The 18323-nt window shown below is 61.9% G+C and carries 21 protein-coding genes, 1 tRNA gene, 1 pseudogene and 1 riboswitch; of the genes and pseudogenes, 2 read left to right on the top strand and 21 right to left on the bottom strand.

The genetic code is table 11. The features are described 5' to 3' along the window. Positions 1–46 precede the first annotated feature (46 nt). Positions 47–123: transfer RNA gene (locus tag N6L27_RS07950), tRNA-Met, on the top strand. 659 nt (positions 124–782) lie between these two features. Here N6L27_RS07950 and N6L27_RS07955 read toward each other — a convergent pair. From N6L27_RS07955 to cbiE, 18 genes and pseudogenes are all read right to left on the bottom strand, one after another. Next, positions 783–2207 (bottom strand): nicotinate phosphoribosyltransferase, encoded by a 1425-nt coding sequence (locus N6L27_RS07955; protein ID WP_271906710.1) that lies wholly within the window; start codon positions 2205–2207, stop codon positions 783–785. Between the two features lie 88 nt (positions 2208–2295). Next, complete coding sequence (locus tag N6L27_RS07960) at positions 2296–3402, bottom strand: NUDIX domain-containing protein (protein WP_271906711.1); 1107 nt, start codon at positions 3400–3402, stop codon at positions 2296–2298. Positions 3403–3777: 375 nt separating this feature from the next. Further along, on the bottom strand, positions 3778–4125 hold the full coding sequence (locus N6L27_RS07965; protein ID WP_271906712.1) for a hypothetical protein: 348 nt from the start codon (positions 4123–4125) through the stop codon (positions 3778–3780). A 273-nt stretch (positions 4126–4398) separates the two neighbouring features. Beyond that, complete coding sequence (locus N6L27_RS07970) at positions 4399–5070, bottom strand: hypothetical protein (protein ID WP_271906713.1); 672 nt, start codon at positions 5068–5070, stop codon at positions 4399–4401. Continuing rightward, a protein-coding gene (locus tag N6L27_RS07975) for an IS3 family transposase (RefSeq protein ID WP_271906714.1) occupies positions 5031–6160 on the bottom strand; the annotation gives its coding sequence in 2 pieces (ribosomal slippage) (positions 5031–5917 and positions 5917–6160; 1131 coding nt in all). The genes N6L27_RS07970 and N6L27_RS07975 overlap by 40 nt, the downstream gene beginning before the upstream one ends. A gap of 108 nt (positions 6161–6268) precedes the next feature. Next, positions 6269–6742 (bottom strand): UvrD-helicase domain-containing protein, encoded by a 474-nt coding sequence (locus tag N6L27_RS07980; protein ID WP_271906715.1) that lies wholly within the window; start codon positions 6740–6742, stop codon positions 6269–6271. Beyond that, positions 6637–7089 (bottom strand): annotated as a pseudogene (gene tnpB / locus N6L27_RS23240) (IS66 family insertion sequence element accessory protein TnpB). Before tnpB ends, N6L27_RS07980 begins: the two are co-directional and overlap by 106 nt. Beyond that, complete coding sequence (locus N6L27_RS07990; protein WP_271906717.1) at positions 7086–7391, bottom strand: hypothetical protein; 306 nt, start codon at positions 7389–7391, stop codon at positions 7086–7088. The pseudogene tnpB and the gene N6L27_RS07990 overlap by 4 nt, the downstream one beginning before the upstream one ends. Positions 7392–8133: 742 nt before the next feature. Next, entirely contained in the window at positions 8134–8886 is a 753-nt protein-coding gene (gene cobF, locus N6L27_RS07995) for a precorrin-6A synthase (deacetylating) (RefSeq protein ID WP_271906718.1), read from the bottom strand. 75 nt (positions 8887–8961) lie between these two features. Beyond that, on the bottom strand, positions 8962–9462 hold the full coding sequence (locus N6L27_RS08000) for a hypothetical protein (RefSeq protein ID WP_271906719.1): 501 nt from the start codon (positions 9460–9462) through the stop codon (positions 8962–8964). A gap of 67 nt (positions 9463–9529) precedes the next feature. Beyond that, positions 9530–10228 carry a CbtA family protein gene (locus N6L27_RS08005; RefSeq protein ID WP_271906720.1) on the bottom strand — a complete coding sequence of 233 codons (699 nt, stop codon included), beginning with the start codon at positions 10226–10228 and terminating at the stop codon, positions 9530–9532. A gap of 4 nt (positions 10229–10232) precedes the next feature. Continuing rightward, positions 10233–10403, bottom strand: a complete 171-nt coding sequence (locus tag N6L27_RS08010) for a CbtB domain-containing protein (protein ID WP_222480730.1) — start codon at positions 10401–10403, stop codon at positions 10233–10235. Between the two features lie 35 nt (positions 10404–10438). Then, positions 10439–10651: riboswitch (cobalamin riboswitch) on the bottom strand. A gap of 70 nt (positions 10652–10721) precedes the next feature. Further along, positions 10722–11057 (bottom strand): DUF1636 family protein, encoded by a 336-nt coding sequence (locus N6L27_RS08015; RefSeq protein ID WP_271906721.1) that lies wholly within the window; start codon positions 11055–11057, stop codon positions 10722–10724. Further along, complete coding sequence (gene cobA / locus N6L27_RS08020) at positions 11054–11788, bottom strand: uroporphyrinogen-III C-methyltransferase (RefSeq protein WP_271906722.1); 735 nt, start codon at positions 11786–11788, stop codon at positions 11054–11056. The genes N6L27_RS08015 and cobA overlap by 4 nt, the downstream gene beginning before the upstream one ends. Continuing rightward, the gene (locus tag N6L27_RS08025; RefSeq protein WP_271906723.1) at positions 11785–13104 is read right to left on the bottom strand and encodes a cobyrinate a,c-diamide synthase; all 1320 of its coding nucleotides are present in this window, start codon (positions 13102–13104) and stop codon (positions 11785–11787) included. Before N6L27_RS08025 ends, cobA begins: the two co-directional genes overlap by 4 nt. A 12-nt stretch (positions 13105–13116) precedes the next feature. Continuing rightward, positions 13117–13911: a precorrin-4 C(11)-methyltransferase gene (gene cobM, locus N6L27_RS08030; RefSeq protein ID WP_271906724.1), complete on the bottom strand. Its 795-nt coding sequence runs from the start codon at positions 13909–13911 to the stop codon at positions 13117–13119. Next, on the bottom strand, positions 13908–14285 hold the full coding sequence (locus tag N6L27_RS08035; RefSeq protein WP_271906725.1) for a cobalamin biosynthesis protein: 378 nt from the start codon (positions 14283–14285) through the stop codon (positions 13908–13910). The genes cobM and N6L27_RS08035 overlap by 4 nt, the downstream gene beginning before the upstream one ends. Further along, entirely contained in the window at positions 14282–15478 is a 1197-nt protein-coding gene (cbiE, locus tag N6L27_RS08040) for a precorrin-6y C5,15-methyltransferase (decarboxylating) subunit CbiE (RefSeq protein ID WP_271906726.1), read from the bottom strand. Before cbiE ends, N6L27_RS08035 begins: the two co-directional genes overlap by 4 nt. Between cbiE and N6L27_RS08045 the strand changes: the two genes are divergently transcribed. Beyond that, the gene (locus N6L27_RS08045; RefSeq protein WP_271906727.1) at positions 15477–16217 is read left to right on the top strand and encodes a cobalt-precorrin-6A reductase; all 741 of its coding nucleotides are present in this window, start codon (positions 15477–15479) and stop codon (positions 16215–16217) included. The genes cbiE and N6L27_RS08045 overlap by 2 nt on opposite strands. Here the strand turns inward: N6L27_RS08045 and cobJ are convergent. From cobJ to N6L27_RS08060, 3 genes are read right to left on the bottom strand one after another with little or no spacing between them, the layout of a single operon-like run. Further along, positions 16214–16978 (bottom strand): precorrin-3B C(17)-methyltransferase, encoded by a 765-nt coding sequence (cobJ, locus tag N6L27_RS08050; protein WP_271906728.1) that lies wholly within the window; start codon positions 16976–16978, stop codon positions 16214–16216. The two genes, N6L27_RS08045 and cobJ, sit on opposite strands and share 4 nt — an antisense overlap. Next, positions 16975–17691, bottom strand: a complete 717-nt coding sequence (locus N6L27_RS08055; RefSeq protein ID WP_271906729.1) for a precorrin-2 C(20)-methyltransferase — start codon at positions 17689–17691, stop codon at positions 16975–16977. The genes cobJ and N6L27_RS08055 overlap by 4 nt, the downstream gene beginning before the upstream one ends. A 2-nt stretch (positions 17692–17693) precedes the next feature. Continuing rightward, positions 17694–18323, bottom strand: a complete 630-nt coding sequence (locus N6L27_RS08060; protein WP_271906730.1) for a precorrin-8X methylmutase — start codon at positions 18321–18323, stop codon at positions 17694–17696.

The following is an 18323-nucleotide window of genomic DNA, read 5'->3' on the forward strand; positions in this document are numbered from 1 at the left end:
ACCTAGTAAAATCCAACATCTCTCTAAACGATACAATAACACCTGACGCGGGATGGAGCAGCCAGGTAGCTCGTCAGGCTCATAACCTGAAGGTCGCAGGTTCAAATCCTGCTCCCGCAACCAACACAATTTCCTCAGAAATATCAAAGGCTTCGGATGGACTGTCCGGGGCCTTCGACGTGTTCGGACCCTCCGCTCCGGCCGCAAGACGCAGCAGCCCGGCCAGATCCCCCTCCAGCGTCAGATCCAGGCCTGTGCCCCAACAAGTTCAAGCTGATGACCGCCCGGCGCAGTACCGTCCGGAACCATCCGCACCTCTGAAATCAGCGCCCGCAGCGACGCGGTCGCCTCCCGCCGCACCTCTGGCGCATTCAGGGACCCGGCCAGATCTTCGATCAGCTCCCGGTACCACGCCGACAGGCTCGAGTAACCTTGAGGACGAACGACTTATCAAGCGCCGCCAAGGAATCTGGAACTCCCGCCGTGAAAAAGTCGATCAGATTCGTGAACTGATTGACTCGTAAGCGTTGCATCCGACCCCTTATTTGGCGTCTTCAGACATAGGCCTCTAAAGCCTGTATTGGCGCTATGCGCCAATACGAGAACTCAAATTTGCGCACTTTGCGGCCCTGAACCGACGTTCGCCATGAGCGCCAACGCTGCAATGCAGCTTCTCAAAGGCAGACTTTCACCACGAGATCAGCATCCAAACGGAATTGAGGTTTTTTGTGGAGAAGGCCAAGGCCGCCCTGCAAAACAAGGCGGACTTGGCAGGGTTGCAACTATGCGATCAGGCCAACGCGTTTCCGAATGGCTTCAAAACTCTGACGCGCGATGATCTCGCCATCCCGGAAAACTGTTTTCAGCGCGTCGTGGCCGGACGGGATGTTACCGTATGGGCGAACCACAAACTTGCCCGCATCTGTTTCCATCACACCAAGACGCCCTTTCTTCGAGGTTTTGCTGCCCGCGGCAGTGATCGGGTCTTTGAAGACGTCGCGCCATTCCCCGTTCACACAGATGGCCGAGCTTTTCATCGAGTATGAGAACGTATCCCGATCCAGTTTCTGCAGCAGGCCTGCGCCCATGCCAAAAGCGATGTTGCCAATGGCAAGGCCTCGCTCAATCATCCGGTCCATGATCCGGACAATAGAGGTCTTGTTCACCCCGTCGCCCTGGATCACCCGCACCTGGCTGGGCAGGATACGGAAATTGTTCGGGGTCAAGGAATAGCCGAACCTCTCCATCAGCGCCTCGATCACATCGGGCACGATCTGCAACGGGTCGCCGCTGTCGGGGCGTATGACAAGCACCCCGTCACGGGCCAATACCGTGTCGCGCAGCTCAGTGCCCCAATACTCCCGCACCGCCCGCATCAGATCGTAGCTGTCCGAAACACAGGCGATGATCCCTTGGGGGTTGTCCGCAAGGAACTGCCGCATGAAGTCTAGCTCTCCATCCGCACCGAAAGAGGTCACGGTGCTGTGCTCTGTCGCAGGGATCGAGAAACCGGCCATGCCGGCACCGTAAACGTTGCGGGCAAGTACAAGCCCGCCCACTGTGTCGGTGCCCATCGAATTCACCAAATGCGCAGCTCCGCCGATTGCAGCACTTTCGGCGCTGGTGGCACCGCGCGCACCGAAGTCGTGCAGTTTGAAGGCAAGGCCTTCGTCGCTGCCATCCGTGCGGATCAGGCGGTCCCGGATTTGCCGTACAACGTAGTTTGAAATGGTCGCGACGGTGCTGGGATACCAGACGGCCCGAAGGAACCGGGTTTCCAGAAAGCCGGGCAAGGCCCAGCATTTGGGATCGGTATTCACAATTCTGACCTGCGGGATCGAGACCGGGGCAATCGTTCCTTCCGCCAGGGCGTCAATCTGCACGGGCAAAAGCCCGTCGTGCGCATCAATGATGTGCTGAAACATTTCGACATAGAGCGAAAGGCCGTGGGCTTCGATAAAGGGGGTGGCCTCGTCCAGCATGGCTTGGGTGACGATGCGCCCTTCCAGCTTCACCAGTTCAGCCTGAAGGCCGAAAAACAGGACCTCATCGATCTCACCATCGGGTCGGCGCGGCTCGATATAGGCAAAGACCTGTTCAGTGCCTTCGGGAAATTGCTTGGGGTGGCTGTATTTGTAGCTGTCCGTGTCGAGCAGGAAATTGCCCGTAGCAACACTGTTTGCAAAATTTGATGTTTGCATCATCATGGCTCCAGTCCTCCTTGGATTGGATATGTGAAGCCGTACCGGACCTCCCGGCAGGCTGGGGATCATGGCCCCGGCGGGGCCGATGAATTCAGTGCATCCGGCTCATCAGAACCGAAGAATAGGCAAAGGGCACATTGGGCACCAATGCCTGAATGATGTCGAAGTGATCTTCGAACATCACATCCGGGGTCAGCTGATTGACCGGCATCCAGAAGGCGCGTTTGGCGTCATCCGCGCCTTTGACCTTTTCCTGCGCCTTGCCATCAATCAGCTCGAACTTGAACGCTTCGGTGCGCACCCAGCCTCGTTCGGAGCGATCCGGGTGGTCGAACACCTGCCGCGCGGCGATCCGGCCCTCCAGCAGCTTGCGCGGAATGTTCAGGCGGGTTTCCTCGATCAGCTCGCGGATTGCTGCCTCTTGCGCAGTTTCTTTCTGGAGGTGCCCGCCAGGCAAAGCATACAGTCCTTGCCCCGGAGCCTTGGCCCGTTCGACCAGCAGAATATGCCCGTTCTGGACCACCACCGCATCGGCGCAGTCCGCAGGGATTTCATGTCCAAACGCGGCAACTGCCTTTCGGTAGTTCTCGCGATAGGCCTGATTATACGCCGCCTCTGCGCGGATTTGAGCCACCGCGCCTGTGTTTTGCTCCATCCATGAAACAACCTGATCGGTTTCAACCGCACCGAAGGTGTCACGCAATTTCGCAACGGGAGCTTTATCCAGGAACAGCCCGGCGCGCATGTCGGTGGCATTCAAAACAGTGGATCCGTTGCGTTCCGCCTCTACTGAGACAGCTTCGAGCTCCGGAAACCAGCGCAAGTAGCGGCTGCTTTCATCCTTATCATGCCCGACCAGAACAATCCGGGCATCCGCCCGCGCAATCCCTTGGGTTCTTAAGTGAAGATCAATCGCCGTGCGCACATTGCCTGCCCAGGTCTTGTCGTCATACAGAGTATCGATCAGCGGGAGGTATGTGATGTCCGCCGTGCAACCAGCAGATTTCATAGCTGTGGTGATGAAGTCCGCCCGTTCCGTCCATTTGAACGCGTTCTTCTCTGATCTCGGCCGGAAAGCCGATCCGATCAGCGTCAACGTTTGATCTGAGATTTGTGAAGCATGTTCGAACAGCTGACGGTGCCCTTTGTGAAAAGGCTGAAACCGTCCAATGATCACTGAAAGCGTGACCTGTGTCATAGCGCGACCTCCGCGATATCAATGTGCATGCAAGACCTCCTTGCATGCACAATTAGATATGTCGCTCAGTTCGGGTTGTCAACTATAGGTAGCGCGCTCGCGCGCCCACAGCCTGCTTCGGTTTCCCGCGAAAGATCTGATCGCACTCTTCCGCGCGCATAGTGCCGATCGGACGACCCAGATTTTGCTTTGTCGCCGAAACTCGTACGGAACCGTCCTCTAGGCCCCGCCGGACGCAGTCATCACGACCTCGTCCTCGGCCATCCATCCATTGGAAATCAGAAACCTGTGGATCGTGTCCGGAGCCTCGGAATAGAGCACAAGCGCGAGGCTCTTTTCTGCACGAGTGCACGTGGCATAGAGCAAGCGGCGGGTTTACTCGATCGTGGTTTCCTCGCCCTCGTCCGCCTTTTTCTGTGCGGTTCGGCCCAAGGGCTTCACCTCGAACAGCGTCTCGTAAGAGGCACGGCCCTTGAAGCGTGTGTGCACATCGTCGGCGATCACCATGACCCGAGGAAACTCGAGCCCCTTAACCCCTTGGTGGGTGCCATAGGGGCTGCGGTCTTCGACATAGTCGAGGTAGCGTGCCACCTGGGAAAACGGGGCGGCAATTGCTTGCGTACAGGCCTCGGTGATGGTGGTTGCTATGGGTGGTGTGTCCTCGGGCGTAGTCAGGCCCTGCTCGTAAAAAGTGGGACCAAGCTCGGCAAGAATGTCGGCCATGTCCTGGGCCACGGGACTGTTGTCAGGCAAACAGGGCCGAAGCTGATCTGGGATCGGGAACAGCCGGTGCTCGGCCACCACCGCTAACACTTCGGCACAACTCGGATCCCGTTCGTCCTTAAATAGCGTCATCAGCGCCGCGACACCCGCCCGCGCCGCGTCAAGGCCAGAGGCTTGGCCCGCGCGCCGCCCGGATATCTCTCTTATCGACCAGCGGTGAGCCGTCGCGCAGCACCGCCAAAGCAGCAAGGGCGTCCCCATTCCTTTGTGCCGTCACCAAAGGAAAGACCCGGTGGGTGAAAAGCCGCATCGCGGGCAAGGTGCCATCGCGAACCCGTCCTTTAGCTTGTCAGGTTTGCTCAGGGGCCCAAACAGCTCACTAAAGCCAAGACGTGCGGCAGCCATGTGACGCTCGATCGTCAGGGTCTTGATCGCCTCCGCGTCCTGCCATGCGCGGTCTTCGGTGATGCGGGCCATTTCCGCCCGGGTCCAAGCTTCAAATGCCGCGCGATCCGTGCCCTCGCTTGGCGCAAGAAAGACGCGCACGGTGCCACCCGGTTTGTCTTCGCGCGCACGCTGCTGGCGGCCATCATCGTCGCGCCTGATCGCATTCGCCAAGTCCACGATCCGCGCGCAGCTGCGGTGGTTCATCTGTTTGGCGGGTTGCGCGAAATCCCCCACCCTTTGGTCGAGATCGCGCAAACCATCAGTGTAAGTGCGCTGCATCGTGTCCCCGAGCAACCCTAGGGCGATGCGGCCGCGATGGCGCGCCTCGAAGGTCAAAAGCGCCTCCATCAATGGTTTAATCGTGTCCTGGCTCTCGTCGATCAGGATGAACGGGTAGCGCCCCAGAACGATCTTCTGGAATGTACGTGTCCCGTTTTCGTGCCGCTCCTGGTGCTCGTTTATGCCACTTTCCGTTCGAATGCGACCGGGCTTTTCCAACCCAATGCTGAGTGCCGTCGGCGCGGATTGTAGAAGCCGTTGATGTACTGGAAGATGGCCATTTCAGCGTCTCGGCGTGTTGGCCATGACCTGCGCCAGATCAACTCGGCTTTGATTGTTTTGAAGAATGTTTCGACAGCAGAGTTGTCATAGCAATTGCCCTTCCCGCTCATCGACGCCTGGAACCCATGCTGGCGCAGGGTCTTCTGATAGTCGTGCGAGCAGTACTGGCTGCCGCGGTCCGTATGATGGATGCAGCCCTTCGGTGGCCGTCTCAATGCGACGGCCATCTTCAATGCCCGGATCGCCAGGTCGCGCTTCATGCGATTGCTCACGGCCCAGCCGATGACACGCCGGGAATGCAAATCCAAAATCACGGCAAGATAGAGCCAGCCTTCCCGTGTCCAGACATAGCTGATGTCGCCCGCCCATTTCTGGTTGGGCTGATCCGCTGAGAAGTCCCGGTTCAAAAGGTTCGGCGCAATGTTGAAGGCATGATTACTGTCGGTCGTTACCTTGTATTTCTTTGAGCGTTCGACCCGTATTCCGTTCTCGCGCATCAAGCGCCCGACGCGACGGTGTCCGACGTTCAGGCCAAGTTCCTTCAACTCTTCAGTCATCCTCGGGCGGCCGTAGCTCCCCAGGCTGAGACGGGATTGTTCCTTGATGTGGGCCAGAATAACCATGTCGGTTCGCTGCCTTCGGCTGGCGGGACGGCTGCGATAGGCGCGCAAGCCTCGTTCGCTGACATTCATAACCCGACAAAGGCGGCTGGTCGGGAGGCCTCGGCCATGCTCCTCAATGAACCGAAACCTCATGGCTTTTGGCTCGCGAAGAAGGCTGTGGCCTTTTTTAGAATATCCCTCTCCTCCTTGAGAATACGGTTCTCGCGTCGAAGCCGCTCATTCTCGCGGGCAAGGTCCAGGTCTTTGTCCGGCACCATTTCCGTATCGCGCTGCGTCGTGATCCACTTGTTCAGTGTCGATACGCCGACACCCAAATCAGACGCCACCTGTTTGCATGTCAGTCCGCTGGTCAGCGCGATCCGCACCGCATCAGCGCGGAATTCGTCCGTCCGTTTCGTTCCCATAGCTTGTCTCCTTTGGTGCAATAAATGCTATCAAAGGAGCGGCATCAAACCGCAACACGACCAGAATGTCTCGCTTTCAGTCAGGAAATGCGCGGCGAGCGCGACGACCTAGGTATGTTGCAGCGCATCGCGGCCGAAATTGTCCCCCACGGGCGCGTAGGTGAAGGCGCGGATCTCGGCCAGGCGCTCCAGCCGCTTTGTCTTGGAGGCCATCTTCTTGACGCGTTTGTCATGGGCGTCGGTGCCCGCCCGGCCCTTTGCATGGGCTGCCTGGATCTCGGCGATCTCTGTCTGCAAGCGGCTCTCCAGCCAGCCCCTAATATCCGCCGTGCGTCCCTCGATAAGCGACCAAGCGAAGCTGTGGATGGTCTGCACCTGAAACACCGGATCGGCCTTGACGCGGCGCGTGATCTCATCTGCGGCGGTGTTGGCATAGGTGATCACGCCGATCTTGCGGCAATGTTTGCGCAAGGTGGTCAGGGCCTGTGTGTCCAACTCCTCCAGTGCGTCCTTGAGAGCGCGCGTTTTGCCCGATCCCGCCCCGGCAAAGAGAAAGAAGCTGCACGGCTGATCGAGGGACATGCTGCCTTCGGTTTCCTCGTTTTTCGCGGGACAACCCGCTGCCAATCCAACCCCTCGAACAGCGTTTCGAACTGGGATCGATTGATGGTGATGACGCCATCGGTCATTTGGGGCCACACAAAGCCTGCCCCTTCAATCCGCTTTTAGGTCATTACAAGGCCGGTGCCGTCCCGAACGATGATCTTCATTCGGTCAGCTGTCTTAGATCGAAAGATGAAAACCGCGCCGTTGAAGGGGGCCAGTTCAAATTCGTTCATAACGATAGCGGCCAAACCATCCATGCCTTTTCGAAAATTGACGGGCTTGGAGGCCAAGTAGAGTTTGAAATTACCGGAGGGCGAAATCATGCACGGGCCTCCAAAGAGAGAATAACCTTGATCAAGTCATCGACTGGATACGTCGATGGCAGCGAAATTTCGATTTCGCGCCCGCGCAGTGTTACACTGGCGACGGAATTGACGCAGGTTTCCATTGGCCCATCATTTTGAATCGCGATTTCAGAGAAAAAGGCGTCTTCCGTCTCTGTTGTCTTCCTGATCCGCGAAGCTTTGACGTCGGCGCGCCACTTGTAGACGAGCGATTGCGAGACGTTGCATTCCTTAATGACGTCAGCCAGGATCAACTCGCCGTTGTCGAGCTTCTCATTCACGAACCTCTTGAAGCTCTGAGGCCAGACTCGGCGGCCTCCGGCATGGACTTCGATTGTGAACCCATAGGCTGTAAATGATTTCGGAAAGTGTCCCATGGCTGCTACCTCGTATTTCGGGCAGTATGCTATGGCGCTAATCAGTTGAGCGGTGGCTGATTAGGGGGGCAGAAGCAACGCTTACATTGAATCTGAGGTGAACTAGGAGAAAGCAATTATGTCTAACATTGTGAAGAAGCTTGCTGCTGAAGTTAAGGCTGCTGCAAGCCCCGAGGCTCCGTTTTCGGGAGTTACGAAAGCGATTCTCCGAGCAGCCAACGCTGAGTGGGTAAAGGAAATTCCAGACTTACCGGCATAGTATAGTCGCAAATGCGCAACTTTGAACGGATTGCTCGATGGCGCAGATTGTCGCTCTTGAAGCTGGCCTTGTCGGAGACATGATCTGGGACCGGGGGGAGGAGGACAAGCCGCGCGCTGTCCGGGCCGGGGCTGATCAATCCGTAAACGTCCGTCTCGATTGTCCCATTCCTTGCTCCTTTCGTGGACAGCGGGAATTTACCCAGATTTCCTGAAATCGGGACGAAGTTCACGAGACCCGTTTGCCTGTTTGCGGACCCTCGACGCAGCGAATCCGGTTCCAGAGCAGCCGGCTGTTGTAGAGTTCATTGTCCAGAATTTCGGAGCCGCGCGTTTGTGTGGGCATACAGGTTGCCCGCAAGGGCTCACACCATCCCTGAGAGCGCGGTCATTCCCGTCTCAGCAAGTAGATATCCATGATCCACCCGTGCAAGGTGCGCGCTTCAGCGCGAGTTTTGATGATCTGGCCGGTAACGCTAGCCAGAGAACCGGATATGGAAACCTGGTTCTCCATTCCCGCATAGGCGGTCCAGAAGATTTCCACCCCTTTCGGGTCGATCGCCTGAAAGGAGCATTCCCCGTCCAGCATGATGACCAGCGTATCGGCGCTGTCCGGCCAGCCGGTTTCACGCAGCTGCCGTCCGGTGGTGATGGTGAAGGGGGCGCCGATCTCGTTGACAGGGATCGCATGCGCCGCGGTCAGTGCTTGGATTGAGGTGATGCCCGGGATCACCGTCAGCTTGATTTCGGCTAGTTTCTGCAGCCGCTCTGCGATCCGCATGGTGCTGTCATAAAGCGACGGGTCGCCCCAAACCAAGAACCCGGCCTTGCCACCCTCTGGCAGGTTCTCGGTGATGTTCTGCCACCAGATTTCCGCAATGGCGTCGTGCCAGTCGTCCACCCGCTTGCGGTAGCTCTGGGTAGCTTCGTCGCGCACCGGCAGGGCAAATTCCACAATCTTCGGGCCATCGCCCCGGATCGTCTGGTTGCAGATCTCGCGCCGGAGCCCCGCCAGGTCGTCCTTGCCCGCGCCCTTGTTAGGGATCAGGATCAGATCCTGCGCGTTCAGCGCCTCGATCGCCTGCAGTGTCATGTGCTGCGGGTTGCCGGTGCCGATGCCGATCAGGGAAAGCTCAATCATGGCGGGGGCCTTTCACATGAAAACACGGCCCTCTATGGGGCCGTGCAATTTGTCTTGCAAGCCGGGATTTACGGCTCAGGAGCCTTCGCCTGCGGGAACGGTTATTTTCGCTTCCACCGGCTGGCCGCCCACCAGCAGCGCGCTGTGGCTGTTGGTGTTGAGCGAGACCTTGACTTCCGCGCCTTCCGGCAGGGCAGGTATATGCATCCAGCTGGCGTAGAGCCGGGCGAGTTTCTCGCCGTTCACATAAACATGCGCGTGGCCTTCGCCTTCCACGTCCGCAGCGGAGGCGTTTTCAGGGGCAAAGCGGAAGTTCTGCGGCGTGACCTGCAGGTTCCAGCCGCTCATCGGGTCCTTGTGCAGCTGGATGGCAACGCTGGGAGCGTCCGGGCCTGCGGGCAGGCTGACCGATTGGGAGTGGTCATGCGCTGCCATTCCGGCATGGCCGCCGCCGTGATGCGCGGGGGCGCCGTGGTCATGGCCGTCGAAGGTGACGCCATTACCGGCCGCAATCACGAAACCGGCGCCGCCGCCAAACACCAGGCCGATCGCAAACAGGGCAAGAGAGCGGGACATCTGTTCATCCTCTGAAAAAAGAAATTCCCCGCCGGGTGCGGCCGGCGGGGAGTGTCTGGGCGCCGTGTCAGGCCGCGGCTTCCGCACGCTTGCCTTCTGCCTGCCAGAAGTATCCGGCAAAGCTGCCCAGCAGAGCCCAGGCTGTCATCCCGATGCCAAAAGCGCGGGCGGCAAACAGGGCGCCGATCTCGGTCGGGACCGGGCCGGAGAAGCTCTCGGGCTCGGGCGCGCCGATGATATGCGGCCCCATAAGCAGCAGAGCCGCGATCAGGATGCTGACCAGATTGCCGCCAAATGCGATCAGCCACATGGCAACGCCTGCGGCGGCCACGGTGACGGTCCACCAGATCTGGCGCGCGCCCACGTCGGCAGCGGCGACACCGGGAACCTCGGGCGCCAGCGACAGGCCGGGCGCGAAGTGGAAGGTGATGAACCCCGCCAGGCCCCACAAGAGGCCGGTGCGCGCGTTGATCTCATGGCCCTGGCGCTCGGCCACCGACATCAGCGCCGCCATCACCAGCGCATAGCCGGTGTAGGTCAGCATGGTGAAGATGATGCTGAGGCCATCGCGCACCGGCTCGGCGAACAGGCCGGGCAGGTCGGGATGAGCGGTTACGGGGTCAGCTCCGAAATGCACCAGCTCGCCACCCTCGTAGAGTTCGGCGTGGAGCAGCACGGGCTGTACGAAATACAGCTGCAGCAGGGCGGTAATCAGCCCTGCTGCAGCACCAGCGAACAGGCCGCTGGTCAGAATGCGACTGAACATGGCCTTAGTGGCAGGGGAAGCCGGTTGCGTGGCGCACGTCATGCGCGGCGTCGTGCAGGGCAGATGCCTGAACATGGCCGGTCAGCGTGATGATCCCCAGCCCCAGAACCACTGCAAACAGTGCCGGAAGAACACTGGTGCCAGCGGCGGAAGCCTTAAGCGTCTTGGTCGTCATTTCTAGTCCTCCTTACCGTCACACCCGACGGCATAAGTTTTCGTTTCCACACGGCCGGTCTCCTGACTCGCGGGTCGCTGCTGCCTTCCTCCTTCCCGGCTTGCGCCAGTGGATAGTGGAAGGCCGCTCGCCGCTCACAGTCGCGGGGGCGGTTGAGGCTTCGGTGCCGCGATTTGGTCCACCGTCCTCATTCCCGTTTCAGTCCCAGTGCTTAGGCACTATCAGACACCGTATCGGATTGTTTTGCCCCGTGCGGCTCGCTCCGGTCAAGGACGAAACCGCCAATCCGGAGCGCTTCAGCGTCACAGAGCAGGTGGATCAGCCAATATCGGCCGGAATGCGGGCAATCGCCTTGAACCGCAGGTTGCCCAGGGGCCGTGCGTCGGCGAAATTGCCGTCGGCGCTGTCTTGATACATCCGCAGGAAAGTCAGGATGTCCGGCAGGTCCGCCGCGGTGACCTCGCCGAACAGGTAGGCGGTCTTGCCGCTTTGCCGTACCGCCAGCGTCTGCGGCCGCTTGCAGCCGGACATGCAGTCCACCTGCTGCAGCCTTGCCTGCACCCCGGCCGTCTCCAGCGCTGCAGCAGCCTGTCCGAACAGGGCAGGGTCTGCGTCTCGGCAGGTGCGGCACAGGGTGAGAGTGGGCAGGCTCATGCGCCGGGCAGCTCCTGATCGGCCAGAGGGCCGTACAGGATCAGCACCGGCGCCTTAGTCTCCATCGCGCGCAAGACGGCCGGCAGCTCGCCCACGGTGTGGCAGAACAGTTTCTGCTCAGGAGTGGAAACGCCCTGCGCCACCAGCGCGTGGGTGTCCGCGGGCAGGCCCGCTTCCATCAGCTTTTCCGCCAGCGCTGCAAAGGTGCTTTTGCCCATATAGACCACGGTTGTGGCATGCGGGTCGGCCAGCGCCGCCATGTTCAGATCGTCCGGTAGACCGCCGGTCACGTCATGGCCAGTGATGAACTGCAGCCGCCGGGCTGTCAGCCGCCGGGTGAGCGGAATGTTGGCCGCCGCTGCCGCCGCTGAGGCTGCGGTGACGCCGGGCACGATCTCGAACCCGATGCCGGCCTCGCGCAGTGCAGTCATCTCTTCTTCCAGCCGTCCGAAGACGCCGGAGTCCCCGGACTTCAGGCGTACCACGTTCAGACCGCTCTGGGCGTAATCGACCAGCAGCTGGCTCACATGGTCCTGTTTGGGCGAGGGGCGGCCGGCGCGTTTGCCTACACCCACCAGATCGGCATCCGCGCGGGCATGGCTCAGGATCGGGCCGGACGACAGGTCGTCAAACAGGATAGCATCCGCGGCCTCCAGCCGTTTCACGGCCTTGACCGTCAGCAGTTCCGGGTCGCCGGGGCCGGAGGAGACAAAGCTCACAAAACCGCTCATCCCTGCTCTCCCGTGATCAGGTGGAAGAAGGTGCCGGTCACATTGCCCTTGATCGAGCCAGTCTCCGGCACCGGGTTGCCGTCCGCGTCCATAACATTTGCCAGCGGCGCGTCGGGCTCTTCCAGAATGGTGGAGTAATGGAACTCATGACCGCGCAGCGCAGTGCCCGCACCGAAGCCCGGCATGCCTGCTTGCAAAATGGCGCGGCGGTAACCGAGGTGGAACTTGCGCTTCTCGTAGGAGGTTACAAGTCCCAGGAGGCCCAGCATTCGGTGGCGGTTGCCCGCCTTGTCGATCAGTGCCTCGCCAAGGGCCATGTAGCCGCCGCATTCCCCATGCACCGGTTTGGTCTCGGCGTGCTTGCGGACACCGGCGCGGAAGGTTTCTGCCGCCGCCAGGGCAGGCCCGTGCAGCTCCGGGTAGCCGCCGGGCAGCCAGACCAGATCGGCGTCCGCCGCGGGTGCCTCATCAGCGAGCGGCGAGAACGGCAGTATTTCTGCCCCCGCCGCGCGCCAGCCTTCCAGCAGGTGCGGGTAGGTGAAGGAGAACGCCGCATCGCGCGCCAGCGCAATCCGCTGGGCGGGCGGCTTGGGCAGGTTTGCGGGCACAGGCGCTTGACCGGCCAGTGCCGCCGCCTTGATCGCCTCCAGATCCACATGCTCGCGCAGAAACGCGGCATAGCCTGCAATGGCGGCTTCCAGATCAGGATGCTCCACCGCTTGGATCAGGCCCAGATGGCGCTCCGGCAGGGTCAGGTCACCGCGCCGGGGCAGGGAACCCAGCACCTTGATGCCTGCCTTCTCCATTCCCAGCCGGGTCAGCCGCTCATGCCGCGGGCTGGCAACCCGGTTCAGGATCACCCCGGCAAAGGGCAGTTCGGGATCGTAATTCTTGAACCCCAGTGCGGTGGCCGCGGCGGATTGCGCCTGACCGCCCACATCAACGACCAGCACCACAGGCCAGCCCATGCGTTTTGCGGTCTCGGCAGAGGAGCCAAAGCCCGATTGCCCGCGTGTTGCCACACCGTCGTAAAGCCCCATGGAGCCTTCGCCGACGCAGATTTCGGCACCTGCCGACTGGGCAGTGACCGCAGCCAGCAGACCGCCGTCCATTGCCCAGGTATCGAGGTTAAAGCTGGGCCGCTTCGCCGCCGCGAGATGAAAGGCGGGGTCGATATAATCCGGGCCGCTCTTGTAGGGCTGCACGGTCAGGCCGTCCTCTGCCAGCGCGCGCAACAGGCCCAGCATGACCGTGGTCTTGCCGGTGCCCGAGGAGGGCGCCGAAATCATCAGTCCGGGAGGGTTCATGCTTGTCATTGTAGTTTCCCCTCAGTCGTCGCCATGGTTCCAGCTCGACCAAGGGCTGTCGGCGCTTTGCGGCCGGTAGCGGCGGTCGTAGTCGGTGGAGTAAAGACAGCTTTCGTCAAAGCCCTCGCCCTTCAGCACCGGTCCCACCAGAATGAGGGCCGTGCGGGAGATCTTTTCGTCCAGCGACTCTTTGAGGGTTTCCAAAGTGGCGCGGATGATCTGCTGATCCGGCCAGCTGGCGCGGTAGACCACCGCCACCGGACAGTCGGCACCGTAATGCGGCGTCAGGCTGTCCACCACATGGTCCAGATTGCCGATCGACAGGTGGATCGCCAGCGTGGTCCCGGTACGCGCAAAATTCTCCAGCGACTCATCTGCAGGCATGGAAGAGGCGCGCCCCGGCGTGCGGGTCAGCACCACAGATTGGCCCAGGCCCGGCAGGGTCAGTTCGGTTCCCAGCGCCGCAGCCGCGGCGGCAAAGGATGGCACGCCGGGGGTGACGCTGACCGGGATGCCCTCGGCCTTCAGGCGGCGGATCTGCTCGCCCATGGCCGACCACACCGACAGGTCGCCGGAATGCAGCCGCGCCACGTCCTGGCCTGCCTCATGCGCTGCCTTGATCTCTGCCACAATGGCATCCAGATCCATTGCTGCGGTGTTCACGATTTTCGCATCCGCCGGGCAGTGGCTCAGGATTTCCTCCGGCACCAGCGAGCCCGCGTACAGGCACACCGGGCAGGAGGCGATAATGTCGCGCCCGCGCAGGGTCAGAAGGTCGGCAGCGCCCGGTCCGGCGCCAATGAAGTGAACGGTCATGGCTCAAGTCTTTCTGCTATGGCCACGGTGGCAAGCCCATCCGCGGTGACAACTCTGGGGGCGAGAAGGCGCGCCCCGGCGCCCGGTACCCCGTGGCGCGCCCCGGCCAGCGCCGCGGCTTCCGCCAGCGACCCGGTGCCGAACCGCGCTTTGATCCTTGGCGAGCAGGTCAATGTCTGCTCCCCGGCAATATCCTGTTCCTGCAATGCAATCACCGGCAGGCCGATGCTACGCGCCAACTCCTGCATGGCGGGTGCTTGTGCCTTCTCGGTGACGGACGCCAGCGCATCCACTTGTGCGCCGGTCAGCGCCAAAGCCGCTTGCAAATCCGCCGCCGTGGCGGCACTGCGAAAACCGATGCCTGCCACTTTCATCGCGTGACGCTCCACTGAATTACGGGCCGCGCCCGGCGCCAATCACGCATTGATCCCAACGGGCCTGCCTCGGCAATCTCTGCTTTCAGCAGATGCCCGCCACGGGCGGCATGGGATTGCATCAGCAGGGTCTCGGTTTCCAGTGTGACGCCATTGGCAACCAGCCTTGTGCCTGCGGGCAGGATGCCCCACAAATGGTCCAGCAATGCTTGCGAGCCGCCACCGCCGATGAACACGCAATCGGGCAGGGGGTGGCCGTCCAGCACATCCGGTGCCTTGCCCGCCACTGCGGTCATCCGGTGATCTACCCCAAACGCCGCGGCGTTGGCCTTGATGTTTTTCAGCCGGTTCTCGCGCGGCTCAAAGGTGATAGCGCGCGCGCCCCGTGCCGCCAGGCACCACTCGACCGAGACAGAACCAGAGCCGCCGCCGATGTCCCAAAGCAGCTCACCTGCGCGCGGGGCCAGCGCCGACAGGGTCAGCGCCCGGACCGGACGCTTCGTGATCTGGCCGTCGCTGATGAAATGCGCATCGGCCAGCCCCGAAGCCTGCGGCAGCCCGGGCCGCATGGCCTCGATGGCCATAAGGACCGGCGCCCCCCCGGGCGGCACATCCCAGCCTTCGGCAGTGGTGCGGTGCAGCTGTTCCCTGGGGCCGCCCAGCCGCTCCAAAACGGTCAGTTCAGCATCAGGCTGACCATGTGCAAACAGCCATTGCGCCAGCTCCGCCGGGGCCTTGCCGTCCCGCAGGGTGCAGATGACCCGCACACCTCGCCCCAGCAGGGGCAGAAGCCGGGCATAAGGCGCGGCATGCAGGCCAAGGCACAGGACGTCCTCCAGCTTCCAGCCCAGCCGGTTGGCCGCCAGCGCGAAACAGGACGGCACCGGGTGCGAGACCCACTCATCGGGCGCCAGATCCCGCATCAGCGAGCCGCCGGCGCCATGCCAGAACGGATCGCCGGAGGCGAGAACAGCCACTTTGTGCCCGCGCAGCGCCAGCACCGGCTCAGTCGAGAACGGCACCGGCCAGGGCTGGCCTTTGCTGCCCGCAACCGCCAGCTCCAGATGCCGCGGGCCGCCGAAAATAACTTCAGCTTCCGCGAGCGCCTTCCGGCTTGCATCGCTCAGGCCTTCCAGTCCATTTTCGCCCAGACCAACGATTGTGAGCCAGTGCTTGGAAAGGCCATCAGACATGACACGCATCCTTCTTCTGGGCGGCACCTCTGAGGCCTCGACGCTGGCAAAGACCTTGGCCAGCGTGGATATGGATGCAGTGTTTTCCTACGCGGGCCGCACCGCCAAACCGGTCAGCCAGCCGCTGCCCACCCGTGTTGGCGGTTTTGGCGGCGTGCAAGGACTGGCGGCCTATTTGCAGGCCGAATGCATTACCCATGTGGTTGACGCAACCCATCCCTTCGCGGCGCAGATGAGCACCAATGCGGTCCGCGCCTGCGACGCGGCGGGGGTGCCGCTTTGCGCCTTTGAACGCCCGGCCTGGCAGGCGGGCGAGGGTGACTACTGGGTTCATGCGGACAGTATTGAGGGTGCCGTAAATGCCCTGCCCGATACTCCGGCGCGGGTGTTTCTGGCCATCGGCAAGCAGAACCTTGCGCAATTCGCGGCCAAGCCCCAGCACCATTACCTCCTGCGCTTGGTGGACGCGCCGGAGGCGCCTCTGCCGCTGCCGCGCACCACGGTTGAAATCGCCCGCGGGCCGTTTGACGTCGCGGGCGACACAGCGCTGATGCAGCGCCATGGCATCACCCATTTGGTCGCCAAGAACGCAGGCGGCGCGGGCGCTGAGGCCAAGCTCACTGCTGCGCGAGACCTTGGCCTGCCGGTCATCATGATCGGCAGACCGCAGGTGCCCGAACGGCCCGTCAAGGGCTGCGTGGCAGAAGTGATGGCTTGGCTTTCCCATTCCGCGACTTAATCCTCGGCCGCGTAACGCGGGGTATAGACGTAGTTGCCAATCCGCCGGGTGTCTCGGTTGCCGACAATCACCACGGTGCGCATGTCGGCCATCTCGGGTGTCGCGTCCTTCAGCGGCACGGTCAGCAGCTCCTGTCCTGGTTTTGTCACATCGCGGGCAAAGGTGATCAGCGTGTCCTGGCCGCAGGCCGCGCGCAGGATTTCCAGCGCGCGGGCAAACTGATGCGGCCGCGACTTGGAGCGCGGGTTGTAAAACGCCATCGCCAGACCAGCCTCGCCCACCAGCTGCAGACGCTTTTCGATCAGGCTCCAGGGCTTCAGGTTATCGCTGAGGTTTATGGCCGCAAAATCATGCCCCAAAGGCGCGCCGATGGCAGCAGCAGCGGCCAGCATTGCGGTAATGCCGGGCAGCACCTTAATCTCCAGCTCCAGCCATTCGGGGTGGCTTTCCGCGCCGTTTTCCAGCGCCTCAAACACGGCAGAGGCCATCGCGAATACCCCTGGATCGCCGGAGGACACTACGACCACTCGCTTGCCCTCAGCCGCCATTTCCAGCGCATGGGTGGCGCGGTCCACCTCGACCCGGTTGTCGGTGGCGTGCAGGGTCAGCCCCTCGCGCGGCGCGATGCGCTTCACATAGGGTATATAGCCGACGATATCAGTGGCTTCCCCGATGGCGCCGCTCACTTCCAGCGTCACCAGCGCCTCGTTGCCGGGGCCGAGCCCTGCAATCACAACCCAGCCATTTTTTGTATTGCTCATGGCCGCCGCCCCTGTCCGTGCACCAATACGATGGAGAAATAGGGCACCTCGCCTTGGATCTCGGACAGCTTCTGCACGGTCTGCCCCGGCATGGTGCCGCGTTCGACCAGCCAGGCGTCATCCGCGCGGCCCGCACGCTCCAGCGCGCGGCGCAGCTTGGGCAGGTTGCGGCCGATCTTCATCACCACCAGCGCGTCGGTCTCGGACGCGCGTTTGGCCAGTTCATCCTCGCTGAGGGTGGCCATCGCCACGGTCAGCACATCGTCGCCCCAGGTGATCGGCTGGCCGGAGGCGGTCCAGCAGCCGGACATGCCGGTGATGCCAGGCACAATCTCCTGTTCCGCGCGGCCCTGCAGGCGGGTGTAGAGGTGCATGTAGGAGCCGTAAAGAAACGGGTCGCCCTCGCAGAGCACCACCACGTCTTCGCCTTCTGCGATCTCGGCCAGTGTATCAGCCCACTGGTCATAAAACTCGCCCAGAACACGATTGTATTCGGGGTCCGAGAAATGGATCTCGGTCGTTACCGGATATTCCATCGCATGTTCGGTGACGCCGTCCGCCAGCATGCCCTCGACGATGGCACGGGCCTGGCCTTGGCGTCCTGCCTTGCGGAAATAGGCGATGTGGCGCGCGCCGGAGATCAGCCGGTGCGACCGCACGCTCATCAGGTCGGGATCACCGGGGCCAAGCCCTGCGCAGATGACTTTGCCCATCGTTACTCTTTCCAGCTTGCCAGCGCGTTAATAGCTGCGACGGTGATGGCGGAGCCGCCCAAGCGGCCCTTCACGATCATCGACGGTACAGGGAGGTCTTCCATCAGCGCCTCCTTGGATTCCATCGCGCCGACAAAACCCACCGGGCAGCCGATGATGGCAGCAGGGCGGGGGCAGGACGGGTCCTTCAGCATGTTCAGCAGGTGGAACAGCGCTGTGGGGGCGTTGCCGATGGCGACCACGGCGCCCTCCAGTTTAGGACGCCACAGTTCGAGGGCTGCGGCAGAGCGGGTGTTGGACATTTCCTTGGCCAGCTCCGGCACCTTCGGGTCGCGCAAAGTGCAGATCACCTCGTTGTCCGCGGGCAGGCGCGGGCGGGTGATGCCTTCGGACACCATGTAAGCGTCGCAGAGGATAGGCGCGCCGTTGGCAAGTGCTGCGCGGGCGGTTTCGGCCATGCCTTCGGAGAAGCGCACATGCTCTTCCAGCCCCACCATGCCTGCGGCGTGGATCATGCGCACGACAACGCTTTCCTCGTCCTTGCTGAAGCGAGCCAGATCGGCCTCGCGGCGGATGGTGGCAAAGCTCTCGGCGTAGATCGCGGCGCCGTTGGTTTCATAGGTGTGGAGCAT

It is taken from the genome of Leisingera sp. SS27, assembly GCF_028368855.1.
Classification (GTDB): Bacteria; Pseudomonadota; Alphaproteobacteria; order Rhodobacterales; family Rhodobacteraceae; genus Leisingera.

Bases quoted from the DNA above. Each gene is read 5' to 3' on its own strand.
- N6L27_RS07955 (WP_271906710.1), bottom strand. From the start codon at position 2,207: ATGATGATGCAAACATCAAATTTTGCAAACAGTGTTGCTACGGGCAAT.
- N6L27_RS07960 (WP_271906711.1), bottom strand. From the start codon at position 3,402: ATGACACAGGTCACGCTTTCAGTGATCATTGGACGGTTTCAGCCTTTT.
- N6L27_RS07965 (WP_271906712.1), bottom strand. From the start codon at position 4,125: ATGGCCGACATTCTTGCCGAGCTTGGTCCCACTTTTTACGAGCAGGGC.
- N6L27_RS07980 (WP_271906715.1), bottom strand. From the start codon at position 6,742: ATGTCCCTCGATCAGCCGTGCAGCTTCTTTCTCTTTGCCGGGGCGGGA.
- cobF (WP_271906718.1), bottom strand. From the start codon at position 8,886: ATGATTGAGCTTTCCCTGATCGGCATCGGCACCGGCAACCCGCAGCAC.
- N6L27_RS08000 (WP_271906719.1), bottom strand. From the start codon at position 9,462: ATGTCCCGCTCTCTTGCCCTGTTTGCGATCGGCCTGGTGTTTGGCGGC.
- N6L27_RS08005 (WP_271906720.1), bottom strand. From the start codon at position 10,228: ATGTTCAGTCGCATTCTGACCAGCGGCCTGTTCGCTGGTGCTGCAGCA.
- N6L27_RS08010 (WP_222480730.1), bottom strand. From the start codon at position 10,403: ATGACGACCAAGACGCTTAAGGCTTCCGCCGCTGGCACCAGTGTTCTT.
- N6L27_RS08015 (WP_271906721.1), bottom strand. From the start codon at position 11,057: ATGAGCCTGCCCACTCTCACCCTGTGCCGCACCTGCCGAGACGCAGAC.
- cobA (WP_271906722.1), bottom strand. From the start codon at position 11,788: ATGAGCGGTTTTGTGAGCTTTGTCTCCTCCGGCCCCGGCGACCCGGAA.
- N6L27_RS08025 (WP_271906723.1), bottom strand. From the start codon at position 13,104: ATGACAAGCATGAACCCTCCCGGACTGATGATTTCGGCGCCCTCCTCG.
- cobM (WP_271906724.1), bottom strand. From the start codon at position 13,911: ATGACCGTTCACTTCATTGGCGCCGGACCGGGCGCTGCCGACCTTCTG.
- N6L27_RS08035 (WP_271906725.1), bottom strand. From the start codon at position 14,285: ATGAAAGTGGCAGGCATCGGTTTTCGCAGTGCCGCCACGGCGGCGGAT.
- N6L27_RS08045 (WP_271906727.1), top strand. From the start codon at position 15,477: ATGACACGCATCCTTCTTCTGGGCGGCACCTCTGAGGCCTCGACGCTG.
- cbiE (WP_271906726.1), bottom strand. From the start codon at position 15,478: ATGTCTGATGGCCTTTCCAAGCACTGGCTCACAATCGTTGGTCTGGGC.
- cobJ (WP_271906728.1), bottom strand. From the start codon at position 16,978: ATGAGCAATACAAAAAATGGCTGGGTTGTGATTGCAGGGCTCGGCCCC.
- N6L27_RS08055 (WP_271906729.1), bottom strand. From the start codon at position 17,691: ATGGGCAAAGTCATCTGCGCAGGGCTTGGCCCCGGTGATCCCGACCTG.
- N6L27_RS08060 (WP_271906730.1), bottom strand. From the start codon at position 18,323: ATGCTCCACACCTATGAAACCAACGGCGCCGCGATCTACGCCGAGAGC.